This window comes from Nocardioides sp. LHD-245 (assembly GCF_030929495.1).
In the GTDB taxonomy this organism is placed as follows: domain Bacteria; phylum Actinomycetota; class Actinomycetes; order Propionibacteriales; family Nocardioidaceae; genus Nocardioides.
The window spans coordinates 171871-197082 of record NZ_JAVFWN010000014.1 but is presented as its reverse complement, the minus strand read 5'-3'; the positions used below and the strand labels follow the sequence as shown (position 1 = coordinate 197082).

The 25212-nt window shown below is 71.1% G+C and carries 24 protein-coding genes; 20 read left to right on the top strand and 4 right to left on the bottom strand.

Features of this window, described 5'->3' with window-relative positions; all coding sequences use genetic code 11:
• Window positions 1-189: 189 nt before the first annotated feature.
• Both RB608_RS20940 and RB608_RS20935 read left to right on the top strand, forming a co-directional pair.
• A complete protein-coding gene (locus tag RB608_RS20940) occupies window positions 190-696 on the top strand; it encodes a hypothetical protein (protein WP_308089994.1) in 507 nt (168 codons plus the stop codon).
• A gap of 154 nt (window positions 697-850) precedes the next feature.
• On the top strand, window positions 851-2179 hold the full coding sequence (locus RB608_RS20935) for a phospholipase D-like domain-containing protein (RefSeq protein WP_308089993.1): 1329 nt from the start codon (window positions 851-853) through the stop codon (window positions 2177-2179).
• Between the two features lie 30 nt (window positions 2180-2209).
• Here the strand turns inward: RB608_RS20935 and RB608_RS20930 are convergent, their stop codons facing one another.
• Window positions 2210-2692 (bottom strand): nuclear transport factor 2 family protein, encoded by a 483-nt coding sequence (locus tag RB608_RS20930; protein WP_308089992.1) that lies wholly within the window; start codon window positions 2690-2692, stop codon window positions 2210-2212.
• Between the two features lie 67 nt (window positions 2693-2759).
• Here RB608_RS20930 and RB608_RS20925 point away from each other — a divergent pair, with 67 nt between their 5' ends.
• Window positions 2760-3089: a TraR/DksA C4-type zinc finger protein gene (locus RB608_RS20925; protein ID WP_308089991.1), complete on the top strand. Its 330-nt coding sequence runs from the start codon at window positions 2760-2762 to the stop codon at window positions 3087-3089.
• A gap of 19 nt (window positions 3090-3108) precedes the next feature.
• Here RB608_RS20925 and RB608_RS20920 read toward each other — a convergent pair whose 3' ends face one another.
• Window positions 3109-4095 carry an RNA polymerase subunit sigma-70 gene (locus RB608_RS20920; protein WP_308089990.1) on the bottom strand — a complete coding sequence of 329 codons (987 nt, stop codon included), beginning with the start codon at window positions 4093-4095 and terminating at the stop codon, window positions 3109-3111.
• A 90-nt stretch (window positions 4096-4185) separates the two neighbouring features.
• On the opposite strand from RB608_RS20920, the gene arr reads away from it, so the two are divergent.
• Complete coding sequence (arr, locus tag RB608_RS20915; protein ID WP_308089989.1) at window positions 4186-4596, top strand: NAD(+)--rifampin ADP-ribosyltransferase; 411 nt, start codon at window positions 4186-4188, stop codon at window positions 4594-4596.
• Here arr and RB608_RS20910 read toward each other — a convergent pair whose 3' ends face one another.
• Entirely contained in the window at window positions 4597-5070 is a 474-nt protein-coding gene (locus tag RB608_RS20910) for a VOC family protein (RefSeq protein ID WP_308089988.1), read from the bottom strand.
• Between the two features lie 120 nt (window positions 5071-5190).
• Between RB608_RS20910 and RB608_RS20905 the strand changes: the two genes are divergently transcribed.
• The 8 genes from RB608_RS20905 to RB608_RS20870 all read left to right on the top strand — a co-directional run bounded on the left by RB608_RS20905 (window position 5191) and on the right by RB608_RS20870 (window position 17617).
• On the top strand, window positions 5191-8496 hold the full coding sequence (locus tag RB608_RS20905; protein WP_308089987.1) for an error-prone DNA polymerase: 3306 nt from the start codon (window positions 5191-5193) through the stop codon (window positions 8494-8496).
• A gap of 384 nt (window positions 8497-8880) precedes the next feature.
• The gene (locus RB608_RS20900) at window positions 8881-9051 is read left to right on the top strand and encodes a CsbD family protein (RefSeq protein WP_308089986.1); all 171 of its coding nucleotides are present in this window, start codon (window positions 8881-8883) and stop codon (window positions 9049-9051) included.
• A 309-nt stretch (window positions 9052-9360) separates the two neighbouring features.
• Window positions 9361-9927 carry a bifunctional pyr operon transcriptional regulator/uracil phosphoribosyltransferase PyrR gene (gene pyrR / locus RB608_RS20895; RefSeq protein WP_308089985.1) on the top strand — a complete coding sequence of 189 codons (567 nt, stop codon included), beginning with the start codon at window positions 9361-9363 and terminating at the stop codon, window positions 9925-9927.
• The gene (locus RB608_RS20890) at window positions 9924-10859 is read left to right on the top strand and encodes an aspartate carbamoyltransferase catalytic subunit (protein WP_308089984.1); all 936 of its coding nucleotides are present in this window, start codon (window positions 9924-9926) and stop codon (window positions 10857-10859) included. Before pyrR ends, RB608_RS20890 begins: the two co-directional genes overlap by 4 nt.
• On the top strand, window positions 10856-12157 hold the full coding sequence (locus RB608_RS20885) for a dihydroorotase (protein ID WP_308089983.1): 1302 nt from the start codon (window positions 10856-10858) through the stop codon (window positions 12155-12157). The genes RB608_RS20890 and RB608_RS20885 overlap by 4 nt, the downstream gene beginning before the upstream one ends.
• Window positions 12154-13275: a glutamine-hydrolyzing carbamoyl-phosphate synthase small subunit gene (gene carA / locus RB608_RS20880; RefSeq protein WP_308089982.1), complete on the top strand. Its 1122-nt coding sequence runs from the start codon at window positions 12154-12156 to the stop codon at window positions 13273-13275. The genes RB608_RS20885 and carA overlap by 4 nt, the downstream gene beginning before the upstream one ends.
• Window positions 13275-16595, top strand: a complete 3321-nt coding sequence (gene carB, locus RB608_RS20875) for a carbamoyl-phosphate synthase large subunit (RefSeq protein WP_308089981.1) — start codon at window positions 13275-13277, stop codon at window positions 16593-16595. The genes carA and carB overlap by 1 nt, the downstream gene beginning before the upstream one ends.
• A complete protein-coding gene (locus tag RB608_RS20870; protein ID WP_308089980.1) occupies window positions 16592-17617 on the top strand; it encodes a quinone-dependent dihydroorotate dehydrogenase in 1026 nt (341 codons plus the stop codon). The genes carB and RB608_RS20870 overlap by 4 nt, the downstream gene beginning before the upstream one ends.
• Window positions 17618-17630: 13 nt before the next feature.
• Here the strand turns inward: RB608_RS20870 and RB608_RS20865 are convergent, their stop codons facing one another.
• Window positions 17631-18758: a M48 family metalloprotease gene (locus RB608_RS20865; RefSeq protein ID WP_308089979.1), complete on the bottom strand. Its 1128-nt coding sequence runs from the start codon at window positions 18756-18758 to the stop codon at window positions 17631-17633.
• Between the two features lie 70 nt (window positions 18759-18828).
• Between RB608_RS20865 and RB608_RS20860 the strand changes: the two genes are divergently transcribed.
• The 8 genes from RB608_RS20860 to metK all read left to right on the top strand — a co-directional run bounded on the left by RB608_RS20860 (window position 18829) and on the right by metK (window position 25183).
• Window positions 18829-19989, top strand: a complete 1161-nt coding sequence (locus tag RB608_RS20860) for an alpha-hydroxy-acid oxidizing protein (RefSeq protein ID WP_308089978.1) — start codon at window positions 18829-18831, stop codon at window positions 19987-19989.
• A complete protein-coding gene (gene pyrF, locus RB608_RS20855; RefSeq protein WP_308089977.1) occupies window positions 19986-20813 on the top strand; it encodes an orotidine-5'-phosphate decarboxylase in 828 nt (275 codons plus the stop codon). The genes RB608_RS20860 and pyrF overlap by 4 nt, the downstream gene beginning before the upstream one ends.
• Entirely contained in the window at window positions 20810-21280 is a 471-nt protein-coding gene (locus RB608_RS20850) for a hypothetical protein (protein ID WP_308089976.1), read from the top strand. Before pyrF ends, RB608_RS20850 begins: the two co-directional genes overlap by 4 nt.
• A 102-nt stretch (window positions 21281-21382) precedes the next feature.
• Window positions 21383-21700: an integration host factor, actinobacterial type gene (gene mihF / locus RB608_RS20845; RefSeq protein ID WP_308089975.1), complete on the top strand. Its 318-nt coding sequence runs from the start codon at window positions 21383-21385 to the stop codon at window positions 21698-21700.
• Window positions 21700-22254, top strand: coding sequence for a guanylate kinase (gmk, locus tag RB608_RS20840; RefSeq protein ID WP_308089974.1), 555 nt, complete (start codon window positions 21700-21702; stop codon window positions 22252-22254). The genes mihF and gmk overlap by 1 nt, the downstream gene beginning before the upstream one ends.
• Before the next feature lie 46 nt (window positions 22255-22300).
• The gene (gene rpoZ, locus RB608_RS20835; RefSeq protein WP_308089973.1) at window positions 22301-22636 is read left to right on the top strand and encodes a DNA-directed RNA polymerase subunit omega; all 336 of its coding nucleotides are present in this window, start codon (window positions 22301-22303) and stop codon (window positions 22634-22636) included.
• A gap of 13 nt (window positions 22637-22649) precedes the next feature.
• Window positions 22650-23891, top strand: coding sequence for a bifunctional phosphopantothenoylcysteine decarboxylase/phosphopantothenate--cysteine ligase CoaBC (gene coaBC / locus RB608_RS20830; RefSeq protein WP_308089972.1), 1242 nt, complete (start codon window positions 22650-22652; stop codon window positions 23889-23891).
• 92 nt (window positions 23892-23983) lie between these two features.
• Window positions 23984-25183, top strand: coding sequence for a methionine adenosyltransferase (gene metK / locus RB608_RS20825; protein WP_308089971.1), 1200 nt, complete (start codon window positions 23984-23986; stop codon window positions 25181-25183).
• The last annotated feature ends 29 nt before the right edge of the window (window positions 25184-25212 follow it).

Here is a 25212-nt window from a genome sequence, read left to right as displayed (position 1 = left end):
AACGGGCACTCGCCGTCGTCGACCGTCACGTCAACGGCTATCTCGACCACGCGCGCCTGGGAACCGCCGCCTGAAACTCAAGACCGACGTCGGAGTTCTAGCGACCAAGGATCGCTAGGCGCCGCGGCTCTGTCCACCCGCTCATCTGATGGCTACCCTGCAAGAGGAGGGGTGACGTCTGGAGGAGAGATGGGACGGACCGGCAAGCCGGCTGACCTCGTCGGGCGCAACCTGCGCGCCCTGCACGGAGCCCTCGAGCACAGCGTCACCATCCAGATGTCCCGGCTCCAGGGGCTGATGGACGACCTCGTCGCCCGCGGCTCGCTGACCCGCGCCGAGGCCGACAGCCTCCTCGGCCAGCTGGTCAGCACGGGCAAGGCCTACTCCCAGGCGCTGCTGCAGGTGCTCGACACCGTCCGCGGCCAGGCGCCCCGACTGCCGCTCGTCCCCACCCAGCTCCTCCCGGCTCAGCTCCTCCCCGGGCGCCGGAAGCCCGCGCCGACGCCGACCCCCGAAGCGCCGCCCGACAACATCGAGACGCTCGTGGTCCCCGATCTCGACCGACTCACCGTCCCGCAGGTGAAGGCCCGCCTGACCGGGCTCGGTCCGGCCGACCTGCGGCGGGTCCAGGAGCGTGAGGTGGCCGGCAGGAACCGCAAGGGCGTTCTCGGCGAGATCGACCGGCTGCTGCGGTAGCCGTCGCTTCTTCCACGACAGGTGACCTGCGTCCCACCTGTAACGAATCCGCGCGCTCCGACGCTGTGAGGGGGGAAGCAGATCGGGAACGAGGAGTGTGGGCATCGTGCGGTTCGGGTGGGGTACGTCGGCGGTCGGTTGGGCTCGGGGAGTCGTGGTCACAGGCGTGGCGCTGCTCCTCGCCACGGCCCTGCTGGTGGTGGGACAGGGCGACGTGACGTCCGCCGACGCAGCCGTCCCGGCCGGTGTCGCCGCGAAGAAGGGGCCCGACCCGGCGTACGTCGTGAAGCCGGGGATCGTGTTCAACCACCCGTTCCGCAGCACGAAGAAGAAGACCAAGATCCAGCGCCGGATCATCAAGACGGTCAAGAATGTGCCGGCCGGCGAGACGATCCGCCTGATGACCTGGAACTTCGACTCGCCGAAGTACGCGAACGCCTTCATCAAGGCCCACAAGCGGGGTGTCTCGGTGCAGATCATCATGGCCCGGGGCCTGGCGAAGTCGCAGGGGCCGGGCCGCTCGTACCCGACCCTGCGCAATGCGCTGAAGAAGGGCAACGCGGACAGGCCGAAGGAGCTGCGCAGCTGGATCCGCACCTGCATGTCGACCTGCCGTGGCAAGGGTGGTGCGATGCACTCCAAGCTGATGCTGGTCAGCCGCTCCGGTGCGACCACGAACATCGCCATGCAGGGCTCGGGCAACTTCACCGGAGCCGCGGCCGTGCAGCAGTTCAACGACTGGACCACCGTCACCGAGAACCCGGGCCTCTACGACGGCTGGATGACGATGTGGAAGCAGGCGAAGAAGGACAAGAACGTCAAGCCGCTGCGCTTCACCGTGCCCAGCACCACCACGCCGGGCGCCACGATCACGACGATGTTCGCGCCGCACCGCAAGAAGACCGACCCGGCGCTCAAGGTGCTCAACAAGGTGCAGTGCACGGGCGCGTCCAACGTCCCGGGCGGCCGGACCAAGGTGCGGATCGCCAACGCCGTGTGGGGCGACCAGCGCGGCGTGAAGGTCGCGAAGAAGGTCCGGGCGCTGCACAACGCGGGGTGCGACGTGCGGATCGTGTTCATGATGATGCCGCTGAAGATCCGCAACATCCTGCGCGGCCTCCCGGCGAAGCAGATGGTCTACATCACCGGCGCGACGGCCAACAAGTTCAAGGACCGCTACGTCCACCTGAAGGGCCTGGCGGTCCAGGGGCACCTGGACGGCCGCGCCGACGGCAATGTCGTCCTGTCCAGCAGCGAGAACTGGACCCAGCTCGGCTGGCACTCCGATGAGCAGAACGTCATCTTCTGGGACGACCAGCCGATGGCGGCGAAGTACGCCGGCTGGGTGGACCTGATCTACCGCCAGGCGCCGCGCAACCTGAACAACTACGTGAACTCCGCCGACCCGAACGGCCGGTTCGTCCCTGGCACCGAGTTCCTCGGGCCCAAGGACTACCCGTTCCACGAGCTCGAGCTGAACTGATCGCGCCGCACGCCGCCCGGGGGTGGCCCGTCAGTGCTCGAGCGACGGGTCCCACCGGTTGGCGATCAGCTTGAAGCTCGGCGTGTCGTCGAGGGACGTCATCGCCTCGTAGATCCGCTCGTACTGCGTCGAGGCGATCCGCCACGCACCGTCGGTGTCACGCCGATAGGTGTCGACGTAGTAGCCGCCGCCCCGGATCTGTACCTTGAAGTCCGGCACGATCACGGTGTCCTCGAACGCCCACGATCCGGTCGCGGTGTCGCCGTCGACGTCGATCTCGGGGTGGTTGGCGATGTGGATCGTGATGATCGAGGGGCCGAGGTTCTTCTCCATGTACGTCACCACGTCGACCCGGTTGTCGAAGTGCAGCGGCTCGCCCATCGCCTGCGTGCCGTAGCGGGCGCTGACGTCCTCGGCGAGGCAGTCGGCGTACTCCTCCCACCTCTTCAGGTCGAGGGTGCGGAAGTAGCGGTGCTTGAGGCGCTTGATCTCCTCGATCGCGACAAGGTCCATGGTCGCACTGTAGAACGTGTTCTAGATCTGGTCGAGGGTGTCGGCGCCCGCTGGCAGCATCGGCAGGGTGGAGGGCGCGCGGGAGTTGCTGGAGGCGGAGCGGGACGAGGCGCGGCGACGACTGGCCGCGCTGACCGGCAGCTTCGCCGAGGTGGTCGCTGCGTCACGGGACACGAACGCCGACGACGAGCATGATCCGGAGGGCGCCACGATCGCGTTCGAGCGGTCCCAGCTCGCGACGCTGGTCGCGCAGGCGCGACGTCATCTGGCGGAGGTGGAGGCGGCACTGATCCGACTGGACAACGGCGTCTACGGGAGGTGCGAGGCGTGCGGCGCCCCGATCGATCCGGCCCGCCTCCAGGTGCGGCCCGCGGCCCGGACCTGTGTCGGCTGCTGAACGGCGCCGGCGAGGCCCGTCAGCGCGACAGCCGCTCCGGGAGCCCGAGCCGTGGGAACTGGTCGGCGTGGAAGGTGGTGATCTCGGAGATCGCGCCCCCGGTGACGCGCAGGACGTCGACGGTCAGCGGGAGGTGGGCGTCCTCCTCGTGCTGCCAGAGGTAGAAGGCGACGGCCGGCTGCCGGTTCGCGGAGGTGACGACGGTGCGCAGCGGGCCCAGGTCCGCGAAGCCGCTCGCGACCCAGTCGCCCACGACGGCGTCGCGGCCGACGTGCAGGCCGGGCGTGGGCGGCATCGAGCAGCGGATGTCCTCGCGCAGCAGCGCGGCCAGGCCGTCGACGTCCGTGGCGACGCCCGCCTCGACGTAGCGGCGTACCACCTCGCGGGCGCTCGGGTCCTCCGCACCGCCGGTCCACTCCCGCCGTTCGGCGGGCAGGTGCTCGCGCATCCCGGCGCGGGCACGCCGCAGTGCGCTGTTCACCGAGTCGACCGAGTCGCCGAGCAGCTCCGAGACGTCCTTGGCCGGCCAGCCGAGCACGTCGCGCAAGATCAGCGCGGCCCGCGGGCGCGGGGCGAGGTGCTGGACCGCGACCACGTAGGCCAGCTCGATCGTCTCCTGGGCGACGGCGACCGCCTCCGGCTCGTCCGCGCCGTCCGAGGGCAGCTCGTCGAGCAGCCGGTCCGGATAGGGCTGCAGCCAGTGCACCTCGCCGCCGACGGCCGCCCGCGGCCGGCGCCGGGCCAGCAGGTCCAGGCAGGCGTTGGTCGCGATGCGATACAGCCAGGCCCGGAAGGTGGCGCGGCCCTCGAAGGTCTCCCGCCGCCGCCAGGCACGCAGGAAGGTCTCCTGCACCGTGTCCTCGGCGTCCTCGAAGGATCCCAGCATCCGGTAGCAGTGCACATGCAGCTCGCGGCGGTGCGGCTCCGCCAGGTCCGAGAAGGTCGCCTCGTCGACCTCGCCCAGAGGGCCCCTGTCGCGCTCCTCGGCTCGTGCGTCCACGCTCATCACGTCATCCTTCCGTCTCGTCCTGTCACCGGTATGACGGCCGCGGTCCCGAGAACTGGTCACCCTGGAGCGGCGGCCTAGGCTGGGACGGTGAGCGACGTGCTGGACGAGGGGCCGTTCTTCCACGGCACGAAGGCCGATCTCCGGGCGGGGGACCTGCTGACGGCGGGCTACCGTTCGAACTACCGGCCCGAGGTCGTGATGAACCACATCTACTTCACGGCGCTGCCCGACGGTGCCGGGCTGGCCGCCGAGCTCGCGCCGGGCGATGCCGCGCCCCGCGTGTACGCCGTCGAGCCGACCGGTCTCTTCGAGAACGACCCGAACGTCACCGACAAGAAGTTCCCCGGCAATCCCACGCGGTCCTACCGCAGCCGGGAACCGCTCCGGGTCGTCGGCGAGGTGGCCGACTGGACCCGGCTCACGCCCGAGGCGCTGCAGACCTGGCGTGACCGGCTGGCGGTGCTGCGCGAGGACGAGCGCGGCGAGATCATCAACTGATCACGCCCCGTCGTACGCCGCCTGCAGCTCGGCTACGTCGATCCTGCCCATCTTCAGCATGGCGTTGCAGGCCGCCTGATTGGCGGGCGTCGTGTAGTCGCCGCACAGCTCCTCGAGCTCGACGGGGATGACCTGCCAGGAGACGCCGTACCTGTCCTTGCACCAGCCGCAGGGACCGGGTTCGCCGCCGTCGGCGGTGAGGATGTCCCAGTAGCGGTCGACCTCCTCCTGGCCGTTGACGCGGAGGTAGAAGGAGAACGCCTCATTGAGGTGGAACTCGGGGCCGGCATTGAGGCCGATGACCTCGTGGCCGGCGACGGTGAACTCGACGACCTCGGCGACCGAGGTGCCGGGCTCGGTCCAGGCGGTGACGACGCGACCGACCGACGATCCGGGGATGTGCTCGGCGTAGAAGCGGGCCGCCTCGACGGCCTTGTCGTTGCCGAACCACAGGTGGGTGCGTACTGAAACCATGGGAACTCCTCGGGTCCGAGGGCCCTCGGCGAGGACCGCTGCCCAGGACGACCGCCGGACCGCGGGAGATTCATCGTAGGGTCGTTGGATATCGAACAGATGTTCGATTACTGTCGAGGCATGGGCTGGCACAACCCACCGCTCCCGTGGCGGGAGCACGAGGCACTGATGTCCGGACGTCCCCTCGAGGCGCCGGTGTCGCGCCGGAAGCGGCCACGGGCCGAGCCCGACCGGGTGAGCCGACCGGAGGGAGCGGTGCCGTACGCCGAGCTGCACTGCCACAGCCACTTCAGCTTCCTCGACGGCGCCAGCTCACCCGGTGATCTGGTCAAGGAGGGGGTCCGGCTTGGTCTCGACGCGCTCGCGCTCACCGATCACGACGGCTTCGCCGGAGCGCCGCTGTTCGCGGAGGCGGGCACCGACTACGCCATGGCGACGGTCTACGGTGCCGAGCTGACCCTCGGTGTCCACCGATCCCAGAGCGGCATCCCCGACCCCGAGGGCAGTCACCTGCTGGTGCTGGCGCGCGGGGTGGAGGGCTACCACCGGCTCTCCGGGGCGATCACCGAGGCCGGGCTGCGCGCCCCGGAGAAGGGCAGTCCCGCCCACGACCTCGATGAGCTCGCGGAGCGGGGGAGAGGGCACTGGGCGGTGCTCACCGGGTGCCGCAAGGGCGCCGTCCGCCAGGCGCTGAGGTGCGCCGGCCCGGCTGCCGCCGTGCGCGAGCTCGACCTGCTGGTCGACCGGTTCGGGGGCGAGCACGTCGTCGTGGAGCTGGCGGTCAGCGACCATCCCGGCGGCGAGGAGGACAACGACCTGCTGGCCCGGATCGCCGACGACCGGGGGCTGCCGGTCGTGGCGACCGGCAACGTCCACTTCGCGACCCCCGAGAACCGCCGGCTGGCGGCGGCGATGGCGGCGGTGCGGGCGCGGCGCAGCATCGCCGATCTCGACGGCTGGCTCGACCTGTCCGGTGGCGCGCACCTGCGCAGCGGGGAGGAGATGCTGCGGCGGTTCGCGCACCGTCCGGACGCCGTACGCCGCTCCGTCGTCCTCGCGGGTGAGCTGGCGTTCGACCTGCGCAAGGCCTCGCCGCGGCTGCCGAAGCAGCGCATCCCGGAGGGGTGCACGGCGGGGGAGTACCTGCGTGAGCTGGTGGAGAAGGGCTTCGCCTGGCGCTATGACCACGAGCCGCACGCGGAGGAGGCGCGGCAGCGGATCGAGAGGGAGATGAAGGTGATCCTCGAGAAGGACTTCGCCGGGTATTTCATCATCGTCCACGACATCGTCGCCTTCGCCCGCAAGGAGAAGATCCTGTGCCAGGGCCGAGGCTCGGCGGCCAGCTCCGCGGTCTGCTACGCGCTCGGGATCACCGCCATCGACTCGGTCCGCTACAACCTGCCCTTCGAGAGGTTCATCTCCGCCCACCGCGAGGAGGAGCCGGACATCGACGTCGACTTCGACTCCGACCGGCGCGAGGAGGTGATCCAGTGGGTCTACGACACCTACGGCCGGCGCAACGCCGCGCAGGTGTGCAACGTGATCAGCTACCGGCCGCGGATGGCGATCCGCGACGCCGCGAAGGCACTGGGCTACTCCACGGGCCAGCAGGACGCCTGGTCCAAGCAGGTCGACGGCTGGGGGCGGGAGATCGACGAGGAGATCGGCGTACCGGCGCAGGTCCGGTCGCTGGCCGAGGAGCTGATGGGGGCGCCGCGCCACCTCGGGATCCACTCCGGCGGGATGGTCCTCACCGAGCGGCCGATCGGCGAGGTCTGCCCGATCGAGAAGGCGCGGATGGAGAACCGGACCGTGCTGCAGTGGGACAAGGACGGCTGCGAGTCGATGGGGCTGGTGAAGTTCGACCTGCTCGGGCTCGGCATGCTCGGCGCGCTCGACCACATGATCCGCCTCGTCGAGGTGCACCTCGGGACCCGCTGGGAGCTGGCGACCATCCCGAAGGAGGAGCCGGAGGTCTACGAGATGCTCGGCCGGGCCGACTCGATCGGTGTCTTCCAGGTCGAGTCCCGCGCCCAGATCGGCACCCTGCCGCGGCTCAAGCCCCAGGAGTTCTACGAGCTGGCCATCGAGATCGCGCTGATCCGGCCCGGGCCGATCCAGGGCGGCGCCGTGCATCCCTACATCCGGCGCAAGACCGGGCAGGAGCAGGGATGGCAGTACGACCACCCGTCGCTGGAGCCGATCCTCGAGCGCACGCTCGGCGTCCCCCTCTTCCAGGAGCAGCTGATGGAGATGGCCAAGACCCTGGGCGACTGCACGGCCGACGAGGCCGACCTGCTGCGCCGGGCGATGGGCTCCAAGCGCGGGATCGAGCGGATCGAGAAGGTCAAGGACAAGCTCTACGCCGGGATGAGGAAGCGCAAGATCACCGGTGGCAAGGCCGATGCGATCTATCACCGGATCCTCTCCTTCGCCGACTTCGGGTTCGCCGAGTCCCACGCGCTCAGCTTCGCGCTGCTCGTCTACGCCTCGTCGTGGTTCAAGCTGCACTACCCGGCGGCCTTCCTGGCCGGGCTGCTGCGCAACCAGCCGATGGGCTTCTACTCCCCGCAGTCCCTGATCGCCGACGCCCGCCGCCACGGCGTCGTCGTCCTGCCCCCCGATCTGGTCCGTTCCGGCGTCCAGGCCGGGTTGGAGCCGGGCGAGGCCACGACCTCTGGGGACCCGCTGCGGTACGACGGCGCGCTGACCGTGCGACTGGGGCTCGACACCGTGAAGGGGATCGGGAAGGACGTCGCGACCCGCATCGTGACCGAGCGCGCCGCGGCGCCGTACGCCGACATCCCCGATCTCTCCCGGCGCGCCGGGCTGACGCCGGTCCAGCTCGAGGCGCTGGCGACGGCGGGCGCGCTCGCCGGGTTCGGCCTGGACCGCCGGCAGGCGCTGTGGATGGCGGGCTATGCGGAGAGTGGTGAGCAGCTCCCGGGGAGCACGCCGGCGCCTGCGCCGCCGGAGCTGCCGGAGATGTCGGCCTGGGAGGTGACGCTGGCAGACCTGTGGGCGACCCGGGTCTCCACCGACGTCCACCCGGTGCAGCACTTCCGCGGGGCCCTGGCCGCGGCCGGCATCAAGTCGGTGGCGGATCTCCCGGCGACCGACGCCGGCCGGCGGGTGCACGTCGCCGGCCTGATCACCCACCGGCAGAGCCCGGGGACCGCCGGCGGGATCACCTTCCTCAACCTCGAGGACGAGACCGGCATGCTGAACGTGGTCTGCTCCACGGGGGTGATGAAGGTGTACCGCCAGGCGGCCCGCAATCGGATCGCGGTGGTGATCCGCGGCCAGGTGGAGCGTCAGGACGGCGTCACTAATCTGGTCGCCGACCGGATCGAGCCGCTGGAGTCGGTCCTGCCGGGGGTCGGGGCGGCGCTGCAGATCCGGCAGTCGTCGCGTGACTTCCGCTAGAGGGGACGTCGCTGTCGGCCTCCTTCCTGGGCCCGCCTACCCCCGGGGCCCGCGAACGACGTTCACGCCAGCGATCACCAGGCAGAACAATGCGACATAGATCGCTCGCGCATCGTCAGTCCAGAAACCGACACCCATCAGGGCGGCGGCGACCCACACGAGGGCGGGAATTGCAGCGACAGTCGATCGCATGGGTCCTCCTCCGGTCCGGACGCCTCGGATTCGTCGATTGGGCAGAGACTGCACGTTCTGGGGCCGAATTGTTGCGGTTTGGGACCAAACCGCAACGACCTCGGACCGTGATGCGATGTCGATCACCCGGATCGGCGACCAGCGCGCGGGTACTTCGGACAGGACAACGACCGACGACGAGAGGAGACGGCGATGGGTCTCGACGACAAGCTGAAGAACCAGGCTCAGGAGAAGATGGGCGAGGCCAAGGAGGCGGTGGGCAAGGCCACCGACGACGAGGACCTCGAGGCCGAGGGCAAGGTCGACAAGGCCAAGGGCAGCCTCAAGCAGGCCGGCGAGAAGGTGAAGGACGCCTTCAAGTAGGCCGCCAGTCGCGGAGGGATCCGGTGCCGCCGGGTCCCTCCGGTGTGTCCGGCGCCCGCGACATCCGGAGCAGCTCCGGACGCCCCGAACCACCCGTCGATTGGGCAGAGACTGCATGTCCGGGCCCCGAATTGTTGCGGTTTGGGACCAAACCGCAACAACCGGAGCCCCAACCGGGGATTGGCAGACTCCCTCCGGCGGCACGCCCGCCCCGGTTCGCCGGGGACGACGGGGAGCCGGTAGAGTCGGCGCCGTTCGACATCCTTTAACGAGCCGTCCTGTGAGGCGGAGAAGGAGGGTCATCCAGCCTTGCCTGCCCAGCAGACCCCGAAGGCTCACGATGGCACCGTCAGCGGTCGGGTCGTTCTCGACGCCGGTGACATCAGCCGGGCTTTGATCCGCATTTCCCACGAGATCCTCGAGCGCAACAAGGGCGCCGAGGATCTTCTGCTTCTCGGGCTCCACACCCGCGGCGTCCCGCTCGCCCGCCGACTGGCCGACAACATCGCCCAGGTCGAGGGGACGACGGTCGCGACAGGTGAGCTCGACGTCACCATGTACCGCGACGACCTGCGCTCCCACCCCACTCGGGCGCCGCACCGCACGCAGGTGCCGGCCGGCGGTGTCGACGGCAAGACCGTCGTGCTGGTCGACGACGTGCTCTACAGCGGGCGCACGATCCGGGCCGCGCTCGACGCGCTCTCGGACCTGGGCCGGCCGGCCGTCGTACGGCTGGCGGTGCTGGTGGACCGCGGTCACCGCGAGCTCCCGATCCGCGCCGACCACGTCGGCAAGAACCTGCCGACCGCCCGCAGCGAGCGGGTGAGCCTGCGGCTGGTCGAGACCGACGGCGAGGACGAGGTGCGGATCGCATGACCAGGCACCTCCTCAGCATCGACGACCTGAGCACAGCTGACATCGAGCAGATCTTCACCACCGCCGCCGAGATGCACGACGTGCAGCGGCGCGAGGTCAAGAAGCTGCCCGCGCTGCGCGGTCGCACCGTGATCAACCTGTTCTTCGAGGACTCCACCCGCACCCGCTCCAGCTTCGAGATCGCCGGCAAGTGGCTCTCGGCCGACGTCATCAACCTGTCCGCCAAGGGCAGCAGCGCGAGCAAGGGCGAGTCGCTGCGCGACACCGTGCTCACGGTGACGGCGATGGGCATCGACGGCCTCGTGGTCCGCCACGGCGCGAGCGGCGCGGCCGAGCAGATCAGCCGGTGGATCGACGTGCCGGTGATCAATGCCGGCGACGGCACCCACGAGCACCCCACCCAGGCGCTGCTCGACGGCTACACGCTCACCCGCAAGCTCGGCACCCTCGAGGGCAAGCACGTCGCGATCGTCGGCGACCTGACCCACAGCCGGGTGTTCCGCTCCAACGTCAAGAGCCTGGTCAAGCTCGGCGCCACGGTCACCGCCGTCGCTCCACCGACGCTCATGCCCGCGGGCGTGGGCGACTGGTCCAAGACGGCGGGCTTCGCGACGTCGTACGACCTCGACGCGGTGCTCCCCGAGGCCGACGCGGTGATGATGCTGCGGGTCCAGCGTGAGCGGATGAGCGGCGCGTTCTTCCCGACCGCGCGCGAGTACACGGTCGGCTACGGCCTGACCCGTGACCGGCTCGCGGTGTTGAAGCCGGGGACGCCGATCCTGCACCCGGGGCCGATGAACCGCGGCCTGGAGATCTCCGCGGACGCCGCCGACGCCCTCGACTCGGTCGTCCTCGACCAGGTCTCCGCCGGCGTCGCGGTCCGCATGTCCGTGCTCTACCACCTGCTCGCCGGCGAGGAGACCTCTGCATGAGCACCTTGATCAAGGGCGCCACCTTGCCCGACGGTACGACGACCGACGTCCTCGTCCAGGACGGCACCATCGCCGAGCTGGGCAAGGTCACCACCAAGGCGGAGCAGACCATCGACGCCGACGGCCTGCGCCTGCTGCCCGGCCTGGTCGACCTGCACACCCACCTGCGCGAGCCCGGCCGCGAGGACGCCGAGACGGTGCTCACCGGCTCGCGTGCGGCCGCGGTGGGCGGCTTCACCGCCGTCCTCGCGATGGCCAACACCAGCCCGGTGACCGACACCGCCGAGGCGGCCGAGCGGGTGCTCGACCTGGGCCGCGCGGCGGGCCTGGTCGACGTCCAGCCGGTCGGCGCCGTCACCAAGGGCCTGGCCGGCGAGGAGCTCGCCGAGCTCGGCCTGATGGCGCGCAGCCGCGCCAAGGTGCGGGTGTTCTCCGACGACGGCAGGTGCGTCCACGACCCACGGGTGATGCGCCGTGCGCTGGAGTACGTCAAGGCGTTCGGCGGCGTGGTCAGCCAGCACAGCCAGGACCCGTCGCTCGCCGGTCCGACCGCGTGCTGCCACGAGGGAGAGCTCTCGGGTCAGCTCGGCCTGCCCGGCTGGCCGGGCGTCGCCGAGGAGGTCATCGTCGCGCGCGACGTGATGCTCGCCCGCCACACCGGCAGCCGGGTCCACGTCGCGCACGTCTCGACCGCCGGCAGCGTCGAGGTGATCCGCTGGGCCAAGGCCCAGGCCGAACGCGATGGGCACTGGGACGTGACCGCCGAGGTGACCCCGCACCACCTGCTGCTCACCACCGACCTGCTCACCGGCTACGACCCGACGTTCAAGGTCAACCCGCCGCTGCGTCCCGACGATGACGTCCGGGCGCTGCGCGCGGCGCTGGCCGACGGCACCATCGACGCCGTGGCCACCGACCACGCGCCGCACGCGCGCCACGACAAGGAGCACGCCTTCGTCGATGCGGCGTTCGGCATGCTCGGCCTCGAGACGGCGCTGCCGGTCGTCACCACGGTGATGGTCGAGAACGGCCTGCTCGACTGGGCCGGCGTGGCCCGCGCGATGAGCGTCAACCCGGCCCGGATCGCCGGTCTGGACGACGCGCACGGCCGCCCGGTCGCCGTCGGCGAGCCCGCCAACCTGACTCTCGTCGACCCGGCCGCGCAGGTCGTGGTCGACCGCGCCGCCAGCGTCTCGCTGAGCCGCAACAACCCCTGGCACGACCGCAAGCTGACCGGTCGCATCGTCGCCACGCTGCTGCGCGGCACGCCGACCGTCCTGGAAGGAGCGCTCGCATGAGCACGCCCGCACTGCTCGTCCTCGAGGACGGCCGCACGTTCCACGGCGAGGCCTACGGCGCCGAGGGCGAGACCTTCGGCGAGGCCGTCTTCAACACCGGCATGACCGGCTACCAGGAGACGCTCACCGATCCGTCGTACCACCAGCAGGTCGTCGTCATGACCGCCCCGCACATCGGCAACACCGGCGTCAACGACGAGGACCCGGAGTCGAAGCGGATCTGGGTCGCCGGGTACGTCGTCCGCGAGCCCGCGCGCATCCCGAGCAACTGGCGCTCGCGCCGCTCGCTCGACGACGAGCTGAAGGCGCAGGGCGTCGTCGGCATCTCCGGCATCGACACCCGCGCGCTGACCCGCCACCTGCGCGAGCGCGGCGCGATGCGGGTCGGCATCTCCACCGTCGAGACCGATCCCGCCAAGCTGCTGGAGAAGGTCGAGGCGTCCGCCGAGATGAGCGGCGCGAACCTGTCCGAGGCGGTCTCGACCAGCGACGCCTACGTCGTGCCGGCCCAGGGGGAGAAGCGGTTCACCGTGGCCGCCCTCGACCTCGGCATCAAGGACATGACCCCGCAACGGATGAGCGAGCGCGGCATCGAGGTGCACGTGCTGCCTGCCACGGCGAGCATCGACGACGTCCTCGCCGTGCAGCCCGACGGACTGTTCTTCTCCAACGGCCCCGGCGACCCGGCCGCGACGACCGGCCAGGTCGAGCTGCTGCAGCAGGCCCTCGAGCAGGACCTGCCCTACTTCGGCATCTGCTTCGGCAACCAGCTCTTCGGCCGCGCGCTCGGCTTCGGCACCTACAAGCTGAAGTACGGCCACCGTGGCATCAACCAGCCGGTGATGGACCTGACCACCCGCAAGGTCGAGGTCACCGCGCACAACCACGGGTTCGCCGTCGACGCGCCGCGTGACACTCCGACCGAGACGCCGTACGGCGTCGCCACCGTGAGCCACGTCTGCCTCAACGACGACGTCGTCGAGGGACTGGAGCTGCGTGACGCCGACGGCAGGTTGAAGAGCTTCTCGGTCCAGTACCACCCCGAGGCCGCCGCCGGCCCGCACGACGCGGCGTACCTCTTCGACCGGTTCACGACCCTGCTTGAGGAGAACGCCTGATGCCGAAGCGTGAAGACATCAAGTCCGTCCTCGTCATCGGCTCCGGCCCGATCGTCATCGGCCAGGCCTGCGAGTTCGACTACTCCGGGACCCAGGCCTGCCGGGTGCTCAAGGAGGAGGGCCTGCGGGTCGTCCTGATCAACTCCAACCCGGCCACGATCATGACTGACCCGGAGTTCGCCGACGCGACGTACGTCGAGCCGATCACCCCGGAGTTCGTGGAGAAGGTCATCGCCAAGGAGCGCCCCGACGCGATCCTGCCGACCCTGGGCGGCCAGACCGCGCTCAACGCGGCCATCGCGGCCCACGAGAGCGGCGTGCTCGAGAAGTACGGCGTCGAGATGATCGGCGCCAGCTTCGAGGCGATCCACCGTGGCGAGAACCGCGAGCTGTTCAACGCGATCGTCGAGAAGGTCGGCGGCGAGGTCGCCCGGTCCTTCGTGTGCCACTCGATGGACGAGGTCGAGAAGGCCGCCGGCGAGCTCGGCTTCCCGGTCGTCGTCCGTCCGTCGTTCACCATGGGCGGCCTGGGCTCCGGCATCGCGTACGACGAGCAGGACCTGCACCGCATCGCCGGCGCGGGTCTGTCCGCCAGCCCGACCACCGAGGTGCTGATCGAGGAGTCGATCATCGGGTGGAAGGAGTACGAGCTGGAGGTGATGCGCGACAAGGCCGACAACGTCGTCATCATCTGCTCGATCGAGAACTTCGACCCGATGGGCGTGCACACCGGTGACTCGATCACCGTCGCGCCGGCGATGACGCTGACCGACCGCGAGTACCAGCACCTGCGCGACCTCGCCATCGGCATCATCCGCGAGGTCGGCGTCGACACCGGTGGCTGCAACATCCAGTACGCCGTGAACCCCGCCGACGGCCGGGTCATCGTCATCGAGATGAACCCCCGCGTCTCGCGCTCCTCGGCGCTGGCGTCCAAGGCGACCGGCTTCCCGATCGCCAAGATCGCGGCCAAGGTCGCCGTCGGCTACACGCTCGACGAGATCCCCAACGACATCACCAAGGAGACCCCGGCCTCCTTCGAGCCGAGCCTCGACTACGTCGTGGTGAAGGTGCCGCGGTTCGCGTTCGAGAAGTTCCCGACCGCCGACCCGACGCTGACCACCCACATGAAGTCGGTCGGCGAGGCGATGGCGATCGGGCGCAGCTTCACCGAGGCGCTCAACAAGGCGCTGCGCTCGCTCGAGAACAAGCACGCTCCCTTCGACTGGTCCTCGCCCGTCGGCGACAAGGCCACGCTCCTCGAGCAGGTGAAGGTCCCGCACGACGGGCGCCTGCAGGAGGTGATGCAGGCGATCCGCGCCGGCGCCACCCAGGACGAGGTCCACGACGCCACGAAGATCGACCCGTGGTTCGTCGACCAGCTGTTCCTCATCGACGAGATCGCCCAGCAGGTCGCCGCGACCGAGACCCTCGACGCCGGCGCGCTGCGCCTGGCCAAGCGGCACGGCTTCTCCGATGCCCAGATCGCGGCCATGCGCTCGTCCCAAGGGGGGAGCATGCGGGAGTCCGAGGTCCGGATCGCCCGGCAGACGCTCGGCGTGCGGCCGGTCTACAAGACCGTCGACACCTGCGCCGCGGAGTTCGCCGCGGCCACGCCGTACTACTACTCGTCCTACGACGAGGAGACCGAGGTCCAGCCGCGGGCCGAGGGCAAGGAGGCCGTGATCATCCTCGGCTCCGGGCCCAACCGGATCGGCCAGGGCATCGAGTTCGACTACTCGTGCGTCCATGCCAGCCTCGCGCTGGCCGAGGCCGGCTACGAGACGATCATGGTCAACTGCAACCCCGAGACCGTCTCGACCGACTACGACACCTCCGACCGGCTCTACTTCGAGCCGCTGACGCTCGAGGACGTGCTCGAGATCTACGAGGCGGAGAAGGCGGCCGGACCGATCGCCGGCGTCATCGCGACGCTCGGCGGCCAGACGCCGCTGGGCCTGGCCCAGGGCCTGCAGGACGCCGGCGTCCCGATCGTGGGCACCAGTCCCGAGGCGATCGACCTCGCCGAGGAGCGGGGGGCGTTCGGGCGCGTGCTCGCCGAGGCCGGCCTGGTCGCGCCCAAGCACGGCACCGCGGTGTCCTACGACGACGCCCAGGCGATCGCGCACTCCATCGGCTACCCGGTGCTGGTGCGGCCGTCGTACGTCCTCGGCGGTCGCGGGATGCAGATCGTCTACAGCGACGCCGCGTTGGAGGCCTATATCGCCGCGGCGACCGAGATCAGCCCGGACCGCCCGGTCCTGGTCGACCGGTTCATCGACGACGCGGTCGAGATCGACGTCGACGCGCTGTACGACGGCACCGATCTCTTCCTCGGCGGCGTGATGGAGCACATCGAGGAGGCCGGCATCCACTCCGGCGACTCGTCGTGCGCGCTGCCGCCGATCACCCTCGGCAACGCCGAGATCGCCCGGATCCGTGAGGCCACCACGGCCATCGCGAAGGGCGTCGGGGTGCGCGGCCTGATCAACATCCAGTTCGCCCTGGGCGCCGACGTGCTCTACGTCATCGAGGCCAACCCGCGAGCCTCCCGCACGGTCCCGTTCGTGTCCAAGGCGACCGGCACCCAGCTCGCCAAGGCCGCGGCCCGGCTGATGCTGGGGGAGTCCATCGTCGAGCTGCGCGCCGCCGGCGTGCTCCCCGCCGAGGGCGACGGCGGCACGCTGCCCGCCGACTCGCCGATCGCGGTCAAGGAGGCGGTGCTGCCGTTCAACCGGTTCCGCACCAAGGACGGCCAGTTCGTCGACACCGTGCTCGGTCCGGAGATGAAGTCGACCGGCGAGGTGATGGGCTTCGACGCCGACTTCGGCACGGCGTTCAGCAAGTCGCAGGCCGCGGCGTACGGCCCGCTGCCCACCTCGGGCAAGGTCTTCATCTCGATCGCCGACCGTGACAAGCGGACCATGGTGTTCCCGGCCCGGGTGCTCGTCGACTACGGCTTCGAGATCCTCGCCACCCAGGGCACCGCCGAGGTGCTGCGCCGCAACGGTGTCCAGGCGACCGTCGTCCGCAAGCACTTCGAGGGCACCGGGCCCGGCGGTGAGCCGACGGTCGTCCAGATGATCCTCGACGGCGAGATCGACCTGATCGTCAACACCCCGCACGGGTCGACCGGCGGCGGTGACTCCCGGGTCGACGGCTACGAGATCCGCTCGTCGGCGGTGCTGACCGGCACCCCGTGCATCACCACCGTGCAGGGCCTCGCCGCCGCCGTGCAGGGCATCGCCGCGGTGCGCGCGGGAGCGATCGGCGTGCGCTCGCTGCAGGAGTGGAACGCCGCCGCCGAGGCCGCCCGATGACGCTCTACGACCGGGTGTTCGAGCACCTCCTGGTCAAGCTGGACGCCGAGCGGGCGCACCACCTGACCTACGACGCGTTGCGGGCCGGTGGCCCGGTGCTCCGCCGGGCGCCCATCCCGGAGCGTGCGCCGGTGCGGGCGATGGGCCTCACCTTCCGCAACCGGCTCGGCCTCGCGCCCGGCTTCGACAAGAACGCCCAGGTCTACGACCGGATGGGGGCCTTCGGGTTCGGCCACGTCGAGATCGGCACCGTCACCGCGCTGGCCCAGCCCGGCAACCCCCGCCCACGGCTCTTCCGCCTGCCGCAGGACCGGGCGATCGTCAACCGGATGGGCTTCAACAACGACGGCGCCACCGCCGTCGCGGCGCGGCTGGCCAAGCGCCGGCGCGGCGATCTCGTGCTCGGCGTCAACATCGGCAAGTCCAAGGTCGTCCCCGACGACGACCAGGCGGCGGTCGAGGCCGACTACGAGACCTCGACCCGGCTGCTCGCCCCCCACGCGGACTATCTCGTGGTCAACGTCAGCTCGCCGAACACGCCCGGCCTGCGCAACCTGCAGGCCGTCGAGAAGCTGGCTCCGCTGCTGGAGCACGTGCGTCGTACGGCCGACGGGGTGAGGGCGACGCCGCTCCCGCTGCTGGTCAAGATCGCGCCCGACCTGTCCGACGACGACGTCCTGGCCGTCGCTGACATGGCGCTCGACCTCGGCCTCGCCGGGATCATCGCGACCAACACCACGATCTCCCGCGACGGTCTGCGCACGCCGGCCGCGCGGGTCGAGGAGGTCGGCGCGGGCGGCCTGTCCGGTGCCCCGCTGACCGAGCGTTCCACCGAGGTCCTGCGGCTGCTGCGCGGGCGGGTCGGCGACCGGCTGACCCTGATCGGAGTCGGCGGCATCGGCACGCCGGAGCAGGCGGCGGCGCGGGTCGCGGCCGGAGCGGACCTGGTACAGGCCTACAGCGCGCTGATCTACGGCGGCCCGATGTGGCCGCGCCGGATCCTCAGCGGCCTTAGCGACTGATCCGGCCTGGGGCTCACCCGACGTAGCGGTAGGCATCGCCGAGGCGCTTGAATGCCTGCTGCAGGCCAGGCGCGAGTTCGCGGTCGATCCTGCCGTTGCGGGCAGAGTCGACGACGATGCCGGCCGGTGCGGGCTCCACGGACTCGATCAGCCGGAGCCGGTCGGCCGTCGGCGGATGGCTGTCGTCGATGCTGCGCCGGTCCTCTGCCGCGTCCCGCCGGGCGGCCGCACGCTGCTCGGCGTCGATGGTGGCGACTCTGGCGGCGATCGCTTCGCCCAGGTCCGGTCGGCGGCCGTCGAGGGCGGCGCGCTGCGCCGCGGAGCCGACGCTGTCGGCGAGGAGGGATGTCTCGAGGCAGCCGACGGCGCCCTCGGTGCCGGCGACCACCGCAGAGGCGAGGTCGGCGTACAACTCCTGGCTCCGACTCGCTGCAGCGTTAACAGCGACGAGCAGCCGCAGGTAGCCGTTGACGATCCATCGTGGCGGAGCCATCACCGCCTGGACCAGGACCGGGGTGGAGTTCTCGAAGACCTCGGAGCCCACCGGGTCGAGCAGCTCTACCCAGCGGTGGAGAGTGCGGTAGCCACTGCCGACGTACTGCCCGCTGAGCAGGTCGCCGTGGGCCAGGTGGCCGAGCTCGTGGCCGAGTAGCGCGACTCGGGCCTGCGGTGAGAGCGCCACCCACAGGGGCGCGCCGAGGACGAGCTGGCGGTTGCGGAGCCCGCGTGGGGCGACGTAGGCGTTCAGGTGGGGATCGACCCGGATCTCGGACGGTGGGCGGGTGCCGAGGAGAGCGGCGACCTCAGCGACAAGGTCGGTGAGCGCGGGGGCCGTCGGTGGGGCGACGAGGACCGTGTCCGGCTCGGCTCGGCCGAGGACGTCCGGTCGCGTCACCCAGGCGACACCGAGCACGAACGCTGCCATGAGCCACTGCCACCAGCCGTCACCGCGGACCAGCAGGAGAATGCCGGTCACTGCGAGAACGACGCTGAGCAGATGCACGGGTGTGACCAGGACCGCGGCGAGAGCTCGCGCCGCGCGGCGCCGGCTGCCGGAACCGACCCGTTCGACGAGGCGGTTGTCCAGCGCCTGCGCCACCCGGGCATCGAGGCGTTGTGCGAAGGCGGAGGGAGCGGCCATAGCGGGATGCTAAGTGGGACGCGGCGGCCCTGTGCCGGTTTCGGATGGTCGGCTCATCTACGGTGTCCTCATGGCGTTCGGGGACTACCAGATCGAGCTGTACCTCGGTGCGCTCGGCGGGGTGCTCCCCGCCCATCCGTTCGACTACGCCGACCTGGAGGCCCGCGCCCTCGCCGCGCTGCCCCCCGAGCTGCGCACGTATGTCGCCGGTGGAGCCGGCGACGAGGCGACCCAGCGGGCCAATGTCGCGGCCTTCCAGCGCTACGCGCTGGTGCCGCGGATGCTGCGCGCGGCGGCCGAGCGCGACCTGTCCGTCGAGCTGTTCGGGCGGAGGCTGGCGAGTCCCCTGCTGCTGGCGCCGATCGGCGTCCTCGGCCTCTGCACGCCCGACCAGCACGGCGACGTCCACGGTGCGGAGGTGGCGGCGGCGACCGGCGTACCCCTCATCGGATCGACGCTGATGAGCGACCCGCTCGAGGACGTCGCGACCGCGGCGGGCGAGGCCGGGAAGTGGTTCCAGCTCTACACGCCGAAGAACCGCGACCTCGCCGCCAGCTTGGTGCAGCGCGCGGAGAAGGCCGGTTACGAGGCGATCGTGATCACCCTCGACACCTGGGTGCCCGGCTGGCGGCCACGCGACCTGGCCAGCGGCAACTTCCCACAGCTGCGCGGCAAGGCGCTCGCCAACTACACCTCCGACCCGGTGTTCCAGGAGATGACCGGCCCGGACCCCGACCCCGGCACGATCGTGATGACCTGGGTCGGCACGTTCGGCCACCCGGTCACCTGGGACGACCTGCCCTGGCTGCGCTCGCTCACCGGCCTGCCTATCGTGCTCAAGGGCATCTGCCACCCCGACGACGCCCGCCGCGCGCTCGACGAGGGAGTCGACGGCATCTACTGCTCCAACCACGGTGGCCGGCAGGCCAACGGCGGGGGAGCCGCTCTCGACTGGCTGCCCGACGTCGTGACCGCGGTCGACGGCCGCGCGCCGGTCGTCTTCGACTCCGGCGTGCGCACCGGCGCCGACGTCGTCAAGGCGCTCGCCCTCGGTGCCGACGCCGTCGCGATCGGCCGGCCCTACGCCTACGCCCTGGCCCTCGGCGGTGTCCCGGGCGCGGTCCACCAGGTCCGCGCCCTCCAGGCTGAGGCCGACCTGATCATGGCCGTCGACGGCTACCCGACCCTGGCCGACCTCGGCCCCGACGTCCTGCGGAGGATCCCCTCATGACCTTCGGCGCCCGGCTCCACGCCGCGATGGCCGACCGCGGCCCCTTCTGCGTCGGCATCGACCCGCACCCTGGCCTGCTCCGGGCCTGGGGGTACGACGACGACGTCGCCGGGCTCGAGCGGTTCGCCCTCGGCGCGGTCGAGGCGGTGGCGCCGCACTGCAGCGTCGTGAAGCCGCAGTCGGCCTTCTACGAGCGCTTCGGCAGCCGCGGTGTTGCGGTCCTGGAGCAGGTCATCGCCGCGGCTCGCTCCGCGGGCGCGCTGGTGCTGCTCGACATCAAGCGCGGCGACATCGGCTCGACGTCCCAGGCCTACGCCGACGCGTATCTCGACCCGGCCTCGCCGCTGGCCTGCGACGCGGTCACGGTCAGCCCGTTCCTCGGCTTCGGCTCCCTCCGGCCCTTCGTGGACACGGCGGTCAAGCACGACGCCGGCCTGTTCGTGCTCGCCGCGACGTCCAACCCCGAGGGGCCGGAGGTCCAGGAGGCCGTGGTCGTCGGCGGTCGCTCCGTGGCGGCGACGATGCTCGAGCACCTGCGTGAGCTCAACGCCGACGCCGATCCGCTCGGCTCCTTCGGCGCGGTCGTCGGCGCGACCCTCGCCACCGACCGCGGCCTGGACCTCGCGTTCAACGGCCCGATCCTGGCGCCCGGGTACGGCGAGCAGGGGGGCACCACCAGCGACCTCCGCCGGATCTTCGGGGCGCGTGCCGCGCAGGTGCTGGCCAGCTCGTCGCGAGGCGTGCTGCGGCTCGGCCCCGACCCGGTCGCGATGCGCGACGCGGTGCTGCGGACCAACGACGAGCTGCGCGGGCTGCAGGTTTGAGCCTGCGTCGTCGCCTGGGCCCGCTGCTGCTCCTGGTCGTCGCCGCGGCGCTCGTGGCGGGCTTCCTCCTGCTGCGCGGCGGTGAGGACGACCCGTTCGACGACTACTGCTCCGAGGTCGCCGACCGGCGCGAGGACGTCGGCGCCGCGCTGTCGGCAGGCGCGACGACCGGGTTGCTGCGTGCGCTGCCGAGCTTCGAGGCGCTGGCCGACAGGTCCCCGGACGACATCCGGGCCGACTGGCGGCTGGTGATCGCCCGGATCACCGAGCTCGAGGAGGCGCTCGCCGCCGCCGGCGTCGACCCGTCGACGTACCGCGTCGAGGCGCCGCCGGCCGGCCTCGCGGACGACGACCGGAAGGCGATCGAGGCGGCCGCCGTCCGGCTCGGATCGCCCGAGACCGCGACCGCGCTGGCGCGCGTCGAGCAGCAGGCACGCGACGTCTGCAAGACCCCCTTGAGCCTCTGAGCCCGGCGGGGGCCGGGCCGCGTTGCCGACCGGGAACCCCTGTGGCTAGATTGGCAGCCGGCTCGCACCCGGCCGACCGTCCGACCGAAGGATCTCTCACTCGTGGCCCTGCCTCCCCTGACCCCTGAACAGCGCCAGGCCGCCCTCGAGAAGGCAGCGGCCGCCCGTCGGGAGCGGGCGGAGGTCAAGAACCGGCTGAAGAACTCCGGCGCCTCCATCCGCGACGTGCTGCAGCAGGGACAGGTCAACGAGGTGATCGGCAAGATGAAGGTCCTCGACCTCCTCCAGTCGGTGCCCGGCCTGGGCAAGGTCCGTGCCCGTCAGGTGATGGAGCGGCTCGGGATCGCCGAGTCGCGCCGGGTCCGGGGGCTGGGCGCCAAGCAGGTCGCCGCGCTCGAGCGCGAGTTCGCCGACCAGTAATGCCCGCCAAGCTCTTCGTCCTCGCCGGGCCCACCGCGGTCGGCAAGGGCACGGTGGCTGCCGCGATGCGTGAGCAGCACCCGGAGATCTACCTGTCCGTCTCGAGCACCACCCGCCCACCGCGGCCCGGCGAGGTCGACGGGGTCCACTACCATTTCGTCTCCGCCGAGGAGTTCGACCGGATGGTCGCCGACGGCCAGATGCTCGAGTGGGCCGTGGTGCACGGGGTGCACCGCTACGGCACGCCGCGCGGGCCGGTCGACGCGGCCCTGGCCGCTGGCCGCCCTGCGCTGCTCGAGATCGACCTCCAAGGCGCCCGACAGGTCCGCGCCTCCATGCCGGAGGCGGTCTTCGTCTTCCTGAAGCCGCCGTCGTGGGAGGAACTGGTCCGTCGGCTCGTCGGCCGCGGCACCGAGGACGAGGAGGAGCGGGAGCGCCGGCTGGCCACCGCGCGCGACGAACTGGCCGCCGAGGCGGAGTTCGACGTGACCATCGTCAACCGTGAAGTTCACGCTGCCGTCGAGGACTTGGTAGCCTTGATGGTTGATCGATGATCAACCATCCGTTGATTCCGCACCGACCTCTGTGAGGCCCCTTCACGTGTCTGCCCCGAACATCGCCGCCGAGGGTGTCACCAACCCTCCCATCGACGACCTGCTGTCCAAGACCGACAGCAAGTACAAGCTGGTGCTCTACAGCGCCAAGCGCGCGCGGCAGATCAACGCCTACTACTCGCAGCTCGGCGAGGGCCTGCTCGAGTACGTCGGCCCCCTCGTGGAGACCCACGTCCAGGAGAAGCCGCTGTCGATCGCGCTGCGCGAGATCAACGAGGACCTGCTGACCTGCGAGGACATCGACCCCGCCGAGCTGGCTGCCGAGGCCGCCGCCGCGGCTGCTGCGGCGGCCGCCGAGGCCCCGGTCGCCGACGCCGAGTGATCTGACGGCGCCCATGTCCGGCCCCAGAGTGGTGCTCGGCGTCTCGGGAGGCATCGCCGCCTACAAGGCCTGCGAGCTGCTGCGGCGGCTCACCGAGTCCGGACACGACGTGACCGTCGTACCGACCGCGGCGGCGCTGGAGTTCGTCGGTGCGCCCACCTGGGCGGCGCTGTCGGGCAAGCCGGTGTCCGCCGAGGTCTGGGACGGTGTGCACGAGGTGCCGCACGTCCGGCTCGGCCAGACGGCCGACCTGGTCGTCGTCGCGCCGGCCACCGCCGACCTCCTGGCCAAGGCCGCTCACGGACTGGCCGACGACCTGCTCACCAACACGCTCCTGACCGCCCGGTGCCCGGTCGTGCTGGCGCCGGCCATGCACACCGAGATGTGGGAGCACGCGGCGACCGCGGCCAATGTGGCCACGCTCCGCTCGCGGGGCGTCCTGGTCATCGAGCCGGCCGAGGGCCGCCTCACCGGAGCCGACACCGGCAAGGGCCGGCTGCCCGACCCCGAGGAGATCTTCGAGGTCGCCCGCGACGTCCTCGCCCGTTCGGGTGCCGGCGGCGCCGGTCGCCCCGGCGTGGGCGTCCACGACCTGGCCGGGCGGCAGGTCGTCGTGTCCGCCGGTGGCACCCGCGAGTACCTCGACCCGGTCCGGTTCCTCGGCAACCGCTCGTCCGGCCGGCAGGGGTACGCCCTGGCCCGCGCCGCGGCGTCCCGCGGGGCCGAGGTCACCCTGATCGCTGCGAACGTCGACCTGACCGACCCGGCCGGCGTCAAGGTGGTCAGGGTCGGCTCGACCGCCGAGCTGCGCGACGCCGTACTGACGGCCACGGCGAGCGCCGACGCGGTCGTGATGGCCGCCGCGCCCGCCGACTTCCGCCCGACCGAGGCGTCGGAGGTGAAGATCAAGAAGGCCGACGACGGATCGGCCCCGTCGATCACGCTGCAGCAGAATCCCGACATCCTCAAGGAGATCTCGACCCACCGGGCGCGCCCGGAGGCCGTGATCGTCGGCTTCGCCGCCGAGACCGGCGACGCCACCGGCAGCGTGCTCGACCTGGCCCGCGCCAAGCTGGCCCGCAAGGGCTGCGACCTGCTCGTCGTCAACGACGTGAGTGGGGGAGCCGTCTTCGGCAGCACCGACAACGAGGCCGTGATCCTCGGCTCGGACGGCTCCGCGGTCGACGTACCCCACGGCACCAAGTCGGCCCTGGCCCACCTCATCTGGGACCAGGTCGTCACCCGCCTCACCTGACGACACGTACTGAGACCTCTCGGGCATCACCCCAGCCCGTCCGTATCGTTGGACCACCGCCCACCCGCCCCCCATCAGGAGTTCCCACCACCATGACCGGACGTCTGTTCACGTCGGAGTCGGTGACCGAGGGTCACCCGGACAAGATCGCCGACCAGATCAGCGACACCGTGCTCGACTATCTGCTCGAGCATGACCCCAAGAGCCGGGTCGCCGTCGAGACCCTGCTGACCACCGGCCTGGTCGTCGTCGCCGGTGAGGTGACCACCGAGGCCTACGCCCCGGTCGCCCAGCTGGTGCGCGAGAAGATCCTCGAGATCGGCTACGACTCCTCCGAGAAGGGCTTCGACGGCAACTCCTGTGGCGTGCAGGTGGCGATCGGCGCGCAGTCGGCCGACATCGCCCAGGGCGTCGACGACGCGTTCGAGGAGCGCGTCGACGGATCGGGCGACGAGCTCGACAGGCAGGGCGCGGGCGACCAGGGCCTGATGTTCGGCTACGCCTGCGACGACACCCCGGAGCTCTTCCCGCTGCCGATCAAGATCGCGCAGACGCTGGCCGAGCGGCTCACCGCGGTGCGCAAGGACGGCACGCTGCCCTACCTGCGCCCCGACGGCAAGACCCAGGTCACCATCGAGTACGACGAGGACGACCGTCCGGTGCGCGTCGACACCGTCGTGCTGTCGACCCAGCACGCCGAGGACGTCGACCAGGACACCCTGGCCAAGGACATCACGGTCAACGTGATCGAGCCGGTGCTCGAGCAGTTCGCCTCGTCGGTCCCCTCCGAGGGCCACCAGCTCTTCATCAACCCCACCGGCCGCTTCGTCGTCGGCGGTCCGATGGGCGACGCCGGCCTGACCGGTCGCAAGATCATCGTCGACACCTACGGCGGCATGGCGCGCCACGGTGGCGGCGCGTTCTCGGGCAAGGACCCGTCCAAGGTCGACCGCTCGGCCGCCTACGCCATGCGCTGGGTCGCCAAGAACATCGTTGCCGCGGGCCTCGCTCGCCGCGCCGAGGTCCAGGTCGCCTACGCGATCGGCGTCGCGAAGCCGGTCGGTGTCTTCGTCGAGACCTTCGGCACGGGCGTCGTCGCGGACGAGAAGATCCAGGAGGCGGTGCTGGAGGTCTTCGACCTGCGTCCCGCCGCGATCCTGCGCGATCTCGACCTGCGTCGCCCGATCTACGCCAAGACGGCCGCCTACGGTCACTTCGGCCGCGAGCTTCCCGAGTTCACCTGGGAGCGCACCGACCGCGCCGACGCGCTGAAGGCCGCCGCCGGTCTCTGATCCCCCGACGGGTCGGGGATAGATCGGAC